Genomic DNA, 12,217 nt, shown 5'->3' with positions numbered 1-12,217 from the left:
GTAAGCATTCAGCAGGTCGTGATCGGCTTCGCTGTCTGACGATGTGACAGGTTGCGGGTGGGTGCGGCAGGATCCGTGGTCATGTCGTCGGGGTGGGAGTCTGCGTCGCGTGAGGACCTCCTCACGGTGATCGGGCTGCTCCAGCGACAGAACGAGGAGCTGGCCGCGGCGAATGAGCGGTTGACGGCGCGGGTGGCAGAGCTGGAGCGGCGGCTTGGCCGGAACTCGGGGAACTCCTCGATGCCACCGTCCTCGGACACCTTCGGTCGGCCGGAGAAGAAGCCGGTACCGAAGAGCGGCCGCAAGCGGGGACGCCAGCCGGGTGCCGACGGATCTGGGCTGTGCATGGTCGCTGATCCCGATGTCACCGAGGACCACCTTCCAGCGGCCTGCACCGGGTGCGGCCGGGCGCTGGGCGAGGACGACAGCATCGGCTTCGAGCGCCGTCAGGTCCGTGACATCCCGCTGACCACGGTGAAGGTGACCGAGCACCGGGCCCATCGCTGCCGGTGCGCGTGCGGGACGGTGACCGCCTCGCCGATGCCCGGCCAGGTCGCCCGATCGCCCTCCTCCTATGGCCCCAACCTGCGTGCCCTGGCCGTCTACCTGCTGGTCTTCCAGCACATCCCCGTCGAGCGGACCACGATCCTGATCCGGGACGTGACCGGGGCCGAGGTCTCCACCGGCTGGGTCGCCTCTCTGCTCCCCGAGGCCGCCGGCCTGGTCGAGGACTGTCTGAACCTGATCCGTGCCCTGCTGATCATGGGACACGTGCTCCACGCGGATGAGACCACCACCCGCATCGGCACCACCCGGCGCTGGCTCCACGTGGCCTGCACCGACTTCCTCACCCTGCTCCACCTCGCCCCGCGCTCGCGCGCCGGAGCAGATGCCGGCAAGGTGCTCCCGCACTACCGGGGCGTCCTGGTCCACGACTCACTGTCCCTGTATGCCGGCTACGACTCCTGCACCCATCAGCTGTGCGGAGCCCACCTGATCCGCGAACTGACCGCCGCCGAAGAGGACTTTCCCGACCAGAAGTGGCACCAGCAGATCCGCTGGGCCCTGGCCGGACTGAACACCCAGGCCGTACGCGTCCGGAACCAGGAGACCGCCGAGATCACCCCCGGTGCGCTCCTGCTGCACTGCGAAGCGTTCCACCAGGGCATCAAGGTCGGGCTCAGTCTCCATCCCAAAGTGCCGGGCCGGAAGCAGAGCCCGGCCCACAACCTCCTGACCCGGCTTCGCGATCAGGCCCACGACGTCCTGCGCTTCGCCGACGATCCCCGGCACGTGCCGTTCACCAACAACTGCGGCGAACGGGCCCTGCGTCCGGTCAAGACCCAGCTGAAGATCTCCGGCTGCCATCAGTCCGACACGGGCGCGACGGCCTGGCTCGCCGTGCGCTCCTACCTCGACTCCGCCCGCAAGCACGGCCTGACCACCTTCGAGGCCATCCACCGCGCCTTCACCGGCAAACTCTGGATGCCACCCATCGCACAGACCACCTGACCAGCCACTCTCACCGACCGTCACCGATCAGGCCCATTCCTTCTGAATGCGTACTCCCCAAGGTGATGCCGATGTGCTTCGGGGTACGGTCGGCGGTCACGTATTGCGCACCAGGCTGCCTTAGCCTGAATCCACCGATCAACAGCCGGTTCAGAGCCTGGACATGAAGGCGCGGATGCCCTCTGACCTGGGATGATGGGACTTCTTCAAGGTTCCATGTCCACAGATCGAGAGAACATCCGCGAGATGCAATCTTCCCATGCCGCTTCGGCGGTCTCTGCCGTGTTCGACGAGCCGAATCTGATCGCGCATGCCGGGCTGGTCCCGGTGATGCGGCTGGCCGAGCGGTGCGGTCTGCCCCGGCTGGTGACGGAGAAGGTGAGGCTGTCCGGGGCAGGCAACGGCGCGGGTGCGGCAGCGGACGCCAAGGTCACCAGCCTTGTAGGCGGCATGGTCGCAGGGGCAGACAGCATCGACGACCTGGACATGCTGCGCCACGGTGCGATGCCGGCCGTGTTCCAGGAGGTGCGTGCCCCCTCCACCCTGGGCACGTTCCTCCGCTCCTTCACCCACGGTCACGCCCTCCAACTGCACGCGGTGCACCGCGGGTTCCTCGGCGCACTGGCCGCGCACACCCCGCTGCTGCCCGGCGCCGGCGAGAAGGCGTTCATCGACGTCGACTCCACCCACAAACGCGTCTACGGCCGCACCAAGCAGGGCGCCGAATACGGCCGGTTCAAGGGCATCCGCACCCTGCATCCCCTGCTCGCCACGATCTGCACCCCCGCTTCCCGGCCAGTGATCGCCACCGTGCGGATGCGCCGCGGCAAGGCAGCCGACTCCCGGGGCGCCCCGAAATTCGTCAGCGAAGCACTGGCCACCGCGGCCGAGGCCGGCTGCACCGGAGTGCGCATCCCGCGCGCGGACTCGCAGTTCTACAACGCCGGTGTCACCGCCGCCTGCCGCCGGGCCGGCGCCCACTTCTCCCTCACCACCGGCATGAATCCCTCCATCAAACGGGCCATCGCCGCTATTCCCGACACTGCCTGGCAGCAGATCACCTACCCCACGGCGGTGCCCGATCCCGAGACCGGCGAGCTCATCTCGGACGCCGAAGTCGCCGAGATCCCCGCCTACACCGCGTTCGCCAGCCGCAAGAAGAGTGAGCGGGTCACTGCCCGGCTGATCGTGCGCCGGGTCCGTGACCTGGCCAAACCCGCCACCGTGGGCGAGCAGGGCGAGTTGTTCCCCGTCTGGCGCTACCACCCGTTCTTCACCGACAACCCCGCCGAGACCCTCCAGGCCGAACGCGAACACCGCCACCACGCCGTCGTCGAACAGGTCATCGCCGACAGCAAAGCCTCCGCCCTGGCCCACCTGCCCTCGGGACACTTCCACGCCAACGCCGCCTGGCTCACCCTCTGGGCGATGGCCTACAACCTGCTGCGGGCCGTCGGCACCCTGGCCTCCGCCTTCCACGCCAAGGCCACCACCGCCACCCTCCGCGCCCACCTGGTCCAGGTTCCGGCCCGCCTCGCCCGCTCCGCCCGGCGCCTCACCCTGCACCTACCGCAGCGATGGCCCTGGCAAGACGCGTGGATGCAACTGTTCGACACCGTCCACCGCCCATCCAAACCGGCCTGACGCCCCCGACCATCCCGCCCGCCAGGGCCCGACCGGAACCAAAACCGTGGAAAAGCTGGGCAGACCAGCTGATACAGCACGCTCATGGCTGTCGGCCGACCCAAACCAGCTCAGAAACCCGCCACAAGATCACTTTCGGACCACGTCGGTGGATCAAGGCTTAGGTGCACGGGTGGTGACCCGGGGACGTACCGCGAAGACAGGTTGGAGTACTGATCCGCAGCATCCGGCGTCGGTCCGTTTGATGACCCCTGCACATGGTTAGATCGCTCGCATGAACCCATTGAGCAAGCGTTCCGAAATGGACCGTGGCGCCCTGCTTGCCGCCTCGGTCACGGTCGTCTTATGGGCTTCGGCCTTTGTGTCCATTCGTGCATCGGCGGACTATTTCGAACCCGGAGCCCTAGCCCTCGGGCGGCTTGCAGCAGGCTCCCTCGCGTTGGTGTGCGTTCTGTTGGTCAAGCGCGGCGGTATACCGCCGCGCAAGGCATGGCCCGGGATCATATGCTCCGGAGTGCTCTGGTTCGGGTGCTACATGGTGGCGTTGAACTGGGGCGAGCAGAAGGTTGACGCCGGCACCGCCGCCATGGTCGTCAACATCGGACCCATGGTGATCGCGCTGTTGGGTGGCTGGCTGCTCAAGGAAGGGTTCCCGCCCCTGCTGCTTGCCGGCATGGGAGTGTCGTTCGTGGGCGCGGTCGTGGTGGGCTTCTCCACGTCTGGCGGCGGTTCGTCATCGGTGTTGGGTGTGGGGCTGTGCCTGCTGGCGGCCTTCGCCTACGGGGCTGGCGTGGTGTCGCAGAAGCCCGCGCTGCGGCATGCCACACCGATGCAGGTGACGACGTTCGGCTGCCTCATCGGCACCGTCGCATGTTTGCCGTTCACTGGGCAACTCGTCTCGGATCTGTCCGCAGCACCGCTCTCAGCGGTCCTCAACGTCGTCTATCTGGGCTTGTTCCCGACCGCCCTGGCGTTCAGTACCTGGGCCTACGCGCTGTCGCGGACCACCGCAGGGCGGCTGGGCGCGACCACCTACGCTGTGCCGGCGGTCGTCATTCTCATTTCTTGGATCGCCTTGGAGGAAGTGCCCGGCTGGGTCACGCTCCTGGGTGGCGCCGTCTGCCTGGGCGGCGTGGCCGTTTCACGGCTGCGCCCCGGCCGCGCTTCTCAGACGCCGCCGCCGTCTGCCCCGCCGGTGCAGGACGGCACTACGGCTTCCTCGGTGGAGCCGACGCGCTGACCTGAGCGCAGCGCAGGACATGGACGGTCCTCGCCCCCGCCTCCCCGCATATGTACGAGCGCCCCCGGGAATTCGCCTGTCCTCCGGTACTACAGCCGTGACTCGCGATCTCGTTTGTCGCGGGTGGCGTAGTGGCAGCGTTGTGCGCGCGCCTGGTGGGTGCGGCGCCAGCGCGACTGGGCGATCACGATTACCGGTGGCGGGGGTGCTGTGGCCCAGAGGAGTCGGTTGAGCAGGCGGCGGATCTCCTCGGCGGTGTAGCAGATCAGCTTTTCAACAACCCCCGATGGTCCCCTTTTTCGGGCGTCTCGACCGGATCGGCCCCGGTGGGCAGCTGGTCGGGTGCGTCTGGTTCCTGGAGGTCGCGGGTGCGGGTGTCGGTGATGGTCAGGGAGGCGCGGGCAGCCATGGACAGGGTGATGTGCCGGTGCCAGGCGTCCCAGGTGCGAACCTCGTAGTGGTCCAGGCCGCAGTCGGACTTCGCGGTCTCAAAACAGTCTTCGATGCTCCAGCGCAGGCCCATCACACGCACGATCTCGCCGATCGGGGTGCCGGCCCTGGCGTGCACGGCGAAGTAGGCGATCTGGGTCGGGCCGGTGATCGAGCGCCGCACCAGCAGGAGATGGACGTAGCCACGGCGGGGACCGCCCTCGGCGCCACCGGGCCAGGTCACCTCGGCCAGCGCCCAGTCGTAGGAGCGCAGCCCCTTGGCCCCGGCCCCGCACGAGCGGCGCTCGAAGACGAGCGGGACGGCGGCGGCGAACTGATCCACGCGCAGGTTTCCGGTGCCGCGGGTGATCACGGTCTCGTCGACCGGGACGGCCATCACATACGGGATGCGGCGGCGCTCCAGGGCTGCGCGGAGCTTGCGGTCCTGGCCAGACGCGCTGTCGGCGGCCACCCAGCCGAAGGGAACCCTCGCCCGCCGACACCGCTCGATCATGCGCCGGCCCAGCTCCGGCTTGGTCACCACCGCCCTCGCCCGCGGACGGGGGATGCGCTGGGCACGACAGCGGCCGGAGTCCTCACACCAGGCGGCGGGCAGGTACAGCTCGCGGTCGATCAGCGCCCGTCCGGTGTCGGTGGCGTACGCGCAGAACACCGCGACCTGGCAGTTCTCGATCTGCCCGGTGATCCCGGCGTACTGCGGGGCCACCCCGGCCGACATCCGCCCCTTCTTCAAGAACGCCGTCTCGTCCAGCATCAGCACCCCGTCCTCGCGGGCCAGGAACTGCACCACGAACGACCGCAGTGCATCGCGGAGTTGATCGGCACACCAGGTCGATCGGGCCAGGAACCACTGCACCCGGTCCGGCGTCGCATGTCCGACATGCTCGGCGATCTGCCAGCCGTTTTTCCGCTCGACCGGAGCGATCAGCGCCTTCACATACGCCATCGCCATCCGGCGCGGCTCCACCCGCCCGAAGACCCCCGCCAGCCCGGCGAAGAAGTCATCGAACCAGCCCGCCCAGACCCGAACTACCCGCTCCGTACTCACGAACCGGTCAATGCGTCACCCACCGACCGGACACGGACACGAGTCACGGCTGTAGTACCGGGGGCGTCGCCTTATGGTGCTCACAGCACGAGCGTGGTCTCGTCCCTGCCCAGCAGATAGCCGAGCTGCAGCCGCGTGTTCGCCCCCAACTGTTGCTTCATCGCCGCGATATGACCCTGCAACGACCGTTCGCTGATGCCGAGGCGGCGTGCGATTAGCTTGTCTGAGTAGCCGCCGATGAGGAGCCTGCTGATCGACTCACGCAGCGACGGGATGACGTCGTCGGCCGCCTTCGCGGCGTGCAGGGGGACGAACGGGAAGGACTTCGCACGGTCCCAGGAGCGTTCGAAGGTGTCCTTGAGGAAGCGCACGATTGCTGGTTCCCTGATTGCCAGTCCCACGGTTCGACTCTCGTTGGCGGAAATGAATGCCACTGAATCGTCGATGATGATGAGACGGTCGAAGAATTCTGCCAGGGTCCGTACTTTTACTCCGTAATCGGTGACCGTCCGCACGTAGTTCTTCGTCGCTTCATCGAAACGCGTAGTGTGCTGATAGAGCGTACGCATGGTAACCCCGGCCTCGATGTGGGGACGTACAGATTCCAGGGCGTTGTCCAGAACCTGGCCCGGGCGGGGACCATCGGGCTGCGCGGTCAGTATTTCCTGCTGCGCGCCGGTGAGCGCGTCGTCGATGGCGGAGCTGATCGCGTCCAGTCCGTGGAGGTATTCGATGTGGGATTCTTCGGAAATTGACGCACTCATTGACTTCTTCGTACTGTTGATGTCAATGAGGTGGTCGGTGGTTAGTCGAGAAAGCGCATCCAGCCGTTCGGCAATGGATCGCAGCGCACCCTCCGGCCCTTCCTGCCGCGTAGCCGTTTCGCTCTCAAATCGCCCCAACATGTCCTTATTTTGCTGCTCGGTTGATGTCATGGCCATCCCTCCCATTTGTCCGTTATCGACATCTTTATTCCGTAATGGATCCCTCGGCTTTCAGGGGTGCGGAAACCTGAGCCATCCTAGAACTTCAATCCGGGCCCGAGGCAAGGAAGATTGAAACCAAGTGATCAGTTCGAGCCGCGGTCACCTCAGTGGTTGGTGTTGGGCGAGCCGCCTTGCCATCCTCTGGAAAATCTCCTCGATTCCTGCGTGCACGTTTGGTAAGAGAGGCATGGGTACATGTTGTCGAGTTCTTTACCCTCCCGTATGCCCGGACGGCCTTCGCTTGTAGTCCGCGCCGGATTCGCTGTTGCTACCGGTGCTCTGGCGGGAACACCGGTGGTCTGCGCACTCCCGCTCCTGGACTTCCCGCAGCCGACCGGAGCTGTCACGCTCGCCGATGTCGGCTGGAATGTGGCCGGTCCCCGGTCGGCTGCCTGACCGCTCCAAGGTGCGAGAGATCGGTAGATTCCTGTGAGTTCTTCCCCGTGGTTCCTGCGTGACTCGGCAGTGTCCGAGTGCGCTGCCCGCATCTACTGCTTCCCCCACGCGGGAGGAAACCCGCGCTCGTTCCTCGGCTGGCAGCGGGGTATGGGAGACGACGCCGAGATCGTCGCCGTCTGCCCCCCGGGCCGTGGCCCCCGATACCAAGAACCCTCTGCCACTGACGTGATGGAGCTCGCCGACGGTGCGGCCGCCGCCATCGCCGCCACCGCTGACCGGCCCTTCGTCCTCTTCGGACACAGCTTCGGTGCGGTCCTGGCCTTCGAGGTCGCACGCCGTGTCGGCGGCCTGCCCGACTGCCGCCACCTGGTCGCCTCCGGCTGCTCGGCGCCCGCGCTGCTGCCCAGCAGACGCGTGGTGGAGACTGCGCGCCTGGAGGGCCGTGCGTTCACCGAGGCCGTGGGCTTCTTCGGCGGGCTGCCGCCCGAAGTGGTCGTCGACGAGGCCTTGCAGGAGCTGTTGCTGCCGCATCTGAAGGCAGATTTCCGCATGGTCGCGCAGTACATCTACCGGCCGGGCGCCCCGCTGTCCGTGCCCGTCACCCTCATCAACGGAGCCGACGACCCGCACGTCAAAGAGGACGGTCTCGAACCCTGGACGCGCGAATGCGCCGACGAGCCGACCCAGCACTGGGCCGACGGCGGCCACTTCTACTTCGATGGCCGGCCCAGTGCCGTCACTGATGTCCTCCGGTCGCTCCTCAGCGCCGACCGTGGCGCGAATCCACCTGGCGGCACGCACGTTGAGGTTATCTGAGCAGTGCCTCACACCTGCCTCACGAGTACCGCAGAGGGAATACGACCATGAGCCAGTCCGCCACCGACCAGTACCGACGGGCCGTCACCTTCCACAAGCTCCATGAGGGCCCCGACCCCTTCGTCGTCCCCAACCCGTGGGACGCGGGCACCGCACACGTCCTGACCGGGCTCGGTTTCTCCGCGCTCGCCACCACCGGCGCGGGCCTGGCCCACGGCCGCGGCCTGCCCGACGGCTCTCTCACTCGTTTGCACGTCCTCGACAACGCCAGGTCGATCGTCGCCGCCACCACCCTGCCGGTGACCGCGGACCTGGAGAGCGGATTCGGTGACGCGCCCGAGGAGGTCGCCGAGACCATCCGGCGTGCCGCCGCCGCGGGCCTGGTCGGCGGCTCGATCGAGGACTCCACCGGCCGCGCCGACGACCCCGTACGCCCTCTGGAGGAGGCCGTCGAGCGCGTGGCTGCCGCCGTTGCCGCAGCCAGGGAGCTCGACTTCCCCTTCACGTTGACCGCGCGGGCCGAGAACTTCTTCCAGGGCAGGCCTGATCTGCCGGACACCATCCGCCGACTGAAGGCGTACGAGGAGGCCGGCGCCGATGTGCTCTACGCGCCCGCGCTGCCGGACGCCGACGCGATCCGAGCGGTGTGCTCCTCCGTCGGACGCCCGGTCAACGTGCTGATGGGTTCGCCCGCACTGCCGCTGACCGTCGCTGAGCTGGGTTCCCTGGGGGTGCGACGGATCAGCGTCGGCTCGGCGCTGTCCCGGGCCGCGCTCGGTGCGGTCGTTCGCGCGGCGAAGGAGATCCGTGACCTCGGCACCTTCGGGTTCGGGGCCGAAGCCGTCCCGTACCCCGATGCCAACGCGATGATGGTGCCGGCCCGACCGGCCGGCCCGGAGAGTGATTCCGCACCGTGAATGTCGCACAGGTACATCTGTCCGCCCCCCGCTACGTCATCGGCGAAACCGAGGCCGACCACACCTCGGTCAAGGACCTGCCCCGCAAGGCCCGGGAGTTCGGCATGCCTCCCAAGGCATCGCTGTGGGGCTGGGGCAGCGTCAGGCTCACGGACGAGAGCCTGGAGACCCTGGCCGTGCGCAGCGGTCTGGCGACGCTGAAGGCCGCCGGGACCGCCCCCTCGTCCGTCGACTGCCTCGTGCTGTGCTCCACCCGTTTCCCCGGCGGCCCACGCACCCACGGAAAGTTCGTCGAGACTGTGATGTCCGGGCTTGGCCTGGACAACGCTGCGTTCACCGGCATCACCCTCAACCGCTGCACCAACCTCCTGGTGGGCCTGCGCACCGCACAGGCGCTCGTGGCCGCCGGACACCACCGCACGGTGCTGGTCGTCACCACCGACCGGGTCTCCGACGAATCGGTGCGGATGGAGAACTTCGCCCTGTTCAGCGACGGCGCCGCTGCCGCCTTGGTGAGCGACGCTCCCCAGGGGCCGGACGCCTACGAGATCGTGGCCGGGGCCTCCGCGCAGGACCCCCGGGCCCTGGAGTGGACCAACGAGATCAGCTCGGACCTCGCCCGCGCGGTCAACGAACGCATCCTCGAGGCCGCCGACATGAAGATCGGCGACATCGACGGTGTCCTGCACCTCAACCTCTACAAGCCCATCGTCGTGCTCAAGGAGCGGCAGGCCGGGTTCACCAAAGAGCAGTTGTTCCTCGACAACATCCCCCGCATCGGCCACTGCTTCGCCGCCGATCCGCTCATCAACCTCACGGACCGGGCCGCGGCAGGGCAGCTGCGGGACGACGGCCACTACCTGCTGGCGGCAAGCGTGCCCGGCGTCAGGGTCGGCGTGCTGCTGCGCAAGCCGCCCACCGCACCGACATCCGAGGCGGCGGTAACCGAAACCCGGGAGCTTCGATGAACGCACACACTGAATTCCCCCTTCCCGACCTGACCACCTCGCTGCCCCGCGCCCCTTTCCACTTCAGCCCTAAGGCCGCCGAGGAGGCCGCGGCGGTCATCGCCGGGGAACCCGCCGGTATCTTCCGGCAGTTACTCGGCGACCAGGAGAGCGAGACCACGCTGCTCGTCGCCCGCCGCACCCTGGAGGCGTTCCTCTCCGCAGCGCCGTCGCAGCCCCGCGCAGACGCCGACGCCATCGCCGCGTGGCTGGAGCAGACCCGCACCGAACTCGCGCCGGACCTCTTCGCGCTGCGCGAGGCCGCCCCCGAGACGCGCGAGCTCGTGCTGCGCCAACGCGCTCCCCTCGCCCTGCTGGGCGGCTGCTGGCTCGACACCGTCTCGCAGGCCGCCACCCAGCCGTCCGTCATCGTCAACCGCCTGTTCGGCCAGTACTTCCACCTGCAGGGCGAAGGCATCCCGCAACGTGGGCAGCTGGCCCGGCGCCGACGCGCCCTGACCGAACTGGGTGTCCACCTGCCCGAGATCGAGGCCTCGGACTTCCTCCGGCAGGCCGAGGCCCGCCCGCTGACTGTCCTGCACGCCGCCTTCCACCTCGCCCTCTCCCGGCTGCCGGCCTCCTTCCTGCCGGAAGTGATCGGCGTGCACTACGCCATGGCCGCGCTGGGCATCGACGACCTGCTCCTGGGCACCGAGCCGCACCTGCCGGAGGCGGAGGCCCGTACCGTCCTCGCCGACTACCTCTCGCTCACCGACCAGTCACCGACCGGGGACGCGGACCGCCGCCGCACGCTCGCCGCGATCGCCCTCGTCCTGAGGCTGGAGCGGGAGCACACCGCCCTGCTCACCGAACTGGCCGCTTGGCACGAGGGACTCTCCCTGGACGCCAGGGTCGCGCAGATCGTGGCCCGCCACGCGCCGTTCGCCGGCCGCCAGCACCGCAGCGTCCGCATGGGCGACCGGCTGCTGTCCGACTGGCTCGGCTCCGAACCCGTCGACCTGGCCGCGTTCATCGCCGAATTCCGAGCCTCGCGGCAGCTGAGGCCCGGCCGTGACGGAACCTGCCGGTTCCTGAAGTCCATCAAGTTCGGCGGCCCGATGTTCGGCATCTTCGACGAGCGCGAGGCGGCCACCTTCACGGCATGGGCGCACGCCGTCGAAGCCGGCGAACCCGCCGATCTCGACTTCGCCGCCAACACCGCGGGAGACGACCGGGCCGACGCCTGGGCCGAGGCCCTGCGCCGCACCGCACCTGAGGACGTCGTCATCGCCGACGCCGAAAGCGGGCTGGACGACCGGCGGTTGTTCCACCGCGTCGTCAACGTCGAGCAGTACCCCCACATCCTGGCCACCGCCCGGGACCGGGCCGAGGCGGGCCTCACCGACGCGGAAATCCTCTTCACGCACGGCGCCGGCGGACGGCTCACCAACGCCGAGTACTTCGACTACACGCCCGAGGGGCTCATGGAGCGCGTCGAGCGCGTCTACTGGGACAAGCTCGTCGACCCCTACCAGCCGCTCACCGAGATCCCCGACCGCGACGAGGTCATCTTCGAGCAGACAACCTTCGCACTCGGCAGCCTCATCGACGGCAGCTGGGCGCACCGCATCGGCAACCTCGGTCGCAACCACCGGCAGAGCGACGCCATGCTGTTCGGGATCTACGCCGACGAAATGGGCCGCGGCGACGTCACCAAGAACCACATCACGCTGATCCACCAGGTCCTCGCCAGCATGGACATCCACCTGCCGCACATCCGGCAGCCGGAATTCCTCGAACAGGGAGACCTCCCCGACCACCTCTACGGGTTCTCCATCCATCAGGTCTGCCTGTCGCTCTTCCCCGACACGTTCTACAACGAGATCCTCGGCTACAACCTGGGCATCGAGATGTTCGGTCTGGGGGAAATGCGGCTCCACGAGATACAGAAGCTGCGCCGCCACAAGTTCGACGTCTCCTACGAGGAGGCGCATCTGTCGATCGACAACTTCTCCGCCGGACACGCCCGGCAGTCGGCCGACATCATCGTCTCCTACCTCGACGACGTGCGGCGCCACTCCGGCGACGCGGCCGTCCAGCAGGAATGGCGCCGCATCTGGCGCGGCTACGCCTCTTTCGCCTACTTCGTCGAACATCAGCTGGTCAAGCAGGTACGGGCACAGGAGCGGACGCCGGCCGCTTCCGCACCCGCCCCGCCCGACGACGTCGACCTGCTCATCTGATCCTCCGTGCACAAC

General features: G+C 68.1%; 9 protein-coding genes. 7 read left to right on the top strand and 2 right to left on the bottom strand.

What is annotated here, in order from left to right:
• Nucleotides 1-81: 81 nt before the first annotated feature.
• The 3 genes from tnpC to GFH49_RS29470 all read left to right on the top strand — a co-directional run bounded on the left by tnpC (nt 82) and on the right by GFH49_RS29470 (nt 4,396).
• Entirely contained in the window at nt 82-1,512 is a 1,431-nt protein-coding gene (gene tnpC, locus GFH49_RS29480) for an IS66 family transposase (protein WP_155054304.1), read from the top strand.
• A 246-nt stretch (nt 1,513-1,758) separates the two neighbouring features.
• Complete coding sequence (locus GFH49_RS29475) at nt 1,759-3,156, top strand: IS1380 family transposase (protein ID WP_155059096.1); 1,398 nt, start codon at nt 1,759-1,761, stop codon at nt 3,154-3,156.
• A gap of 274 nt (nt 3,157-3,430) precedes the next feature.
• Nucleotides 3,431-4,396, top strand: a complete 966-nt coding sequence (locus GFH49_RS29470; RefSeq protein ID WP_230396558.1) for a DMT family transporter — start codon at nt 3,431-3,433, stop codon at nt 4,394-4,396.
• A 265-nt stretch (nt 4,397-4,661) separates the two neighbouring features.
• On the opposite strand, the gene GFH49_RS29465 is transcribed toward GFH49_RS29470, so the two are convergent.
• Nucleotides 4,662-5,894, bottom strand: a complete 1,233-nt coding sequence (locus tag GFH49_RS29465; protein ID WP_155059095.1) for an IS701 family transposase — start codon at nt 5,892-5,894, stop codon at nt 4,662-4,664.
• An 80-nt stretch (nt 5,895-5,974) separates the two neighbouring features.
• Entirely contained in the window at nt 5,975-6,829 is an 855-nt protein-coding gene (locus GFH49_RS29460; RefSeq protein WP_196218161.1) for a LuxR C-terminal-related transcriptional regulator, read from the bottom strand.
• A 480-nt stretch (nt 6,830-7,309) separates the two neighbouring features.
• Between GFH49_RS29460 and GFH49_RS29455 the strand changes: the two genes are divergently transcribed.
• Genes GFH49_RS29455 through GFH49_RS29440 form a run of 4 tightly spaced genes read left to right on the top strand, consistent with a single transcriptional unit; the run spans nt 7,310 to nt 12,202 of the window.
• Nucleotides 7,310-8,095 (top strand): thioesterase II family protein, encoded by a 786-nt coding sequence (locus GFH49_RS29455; protein ID WP_328288300.1) that lies wholly within the window; start codon nt 7,310-7,312, stop codon nt 8,093-8,095.
• Between the two features lie 47 nt (nt 8,096-8,142).
• Nucleotides 8,143-9,012, top strand: coding sequence for an isocitrate lyase/PEP mutase family protein (locus tag GFH49_RS29450; RefSeq protein WP_155059093.1), 870 nt, complete (start codon nt 8,143-8,145; stop codon nt 9,010-9,012).
• Nucleotides 9,009-9,980 (top strand): beta-ketoacyl-[acyl-carrier-protein] synthase family protein, encoded by a 972-nt coding sequence (locus GFH49_RS29445; RefSeq protein ID WP_155059092.1) that lies wholly within the window; start codon nt 9,009-9,011, stop codon nt 9,978-9,980. The genes GFH49_RS29450 and GFH49_RS29445 overlap by 4 nt, the downstream gene beginning before the upstream one ends.
• A complete protein-coding gene (locus GFH49_RS29440; RefSeq protein ID WP_155059091.1) occupies nt 9,977-12,202 on the top strand; it encodes an iron-containing redox enzyme family protein in 2,226 nt (741 codons plus the stop codon). Before GFH49_RS29445 ends, GFH49_RS29440 begins: the two co-directional genes overlap by 4 nt.
• The last annotated feature ends 15 nt before the right edge of the window (nt 12,203-12,217 follow it).

This window comes from Streptomyces blattellae (genome assembly GCF_009709555.1).
Taxonomy (GTDB): Bacteria; Actinomycetota; Actinomycetes; order Streptomycetales; family Streptomycetaceae; genus Streptomyces; species Streptomyces blattellae.
The sequence above is the reverse complement of the archived record's forward strand: the minus strand, read 5'-3'. Positions and strand labels throughout refer to the sequence as shown.

Excerpts from the sequence above, each read along its gene's own strand:
- tnpC (WP_155054304.1), top strand. The coding sequence starts at position 82 with ATGTCGTCGGGGTGGGAGTCTGCGTCGCGTGAGGACCTCCTCACGGTG.
- GFH49_RS29475 (WP_155059096.1), top strand. The coding sequence starts at position 1,759 with ATGCAATCTTCCCATGCCGCTTCGGCGGTCTCTGCCGTGTTCGACGAG.
- GFH49_RS29470 (WP_230396558.1), top strand. The coding sequence starts at position 3,431 with ATGAACCCATTGAGCAAGCGTTCCGAAATGGACCGTGGCGCCCTGCTT.
- GFH49_RS29460 (WP_196218161.1), bottom strand. The coding sequence starts at position 6,829 with ATGACATCAACCGAGCAGCAAAATAAGGACATGTTGGGGCGATTTGAG.
- GFH49_RS29450 (WP_155059093.1), top strand. The coding sequence starts at position 8,143 with ATGAGCCAGTCCGCCACCGACCAGTACCGACGGGCCGTCACCTTCCAC.
- GFH49_RS29440 (WP_155059091.1), top strand. The coding sequence starts at position 9,977 with ATGAACGCACACACTGAATTCCCCCTTCCCGACCTGACCACCTCGCTG.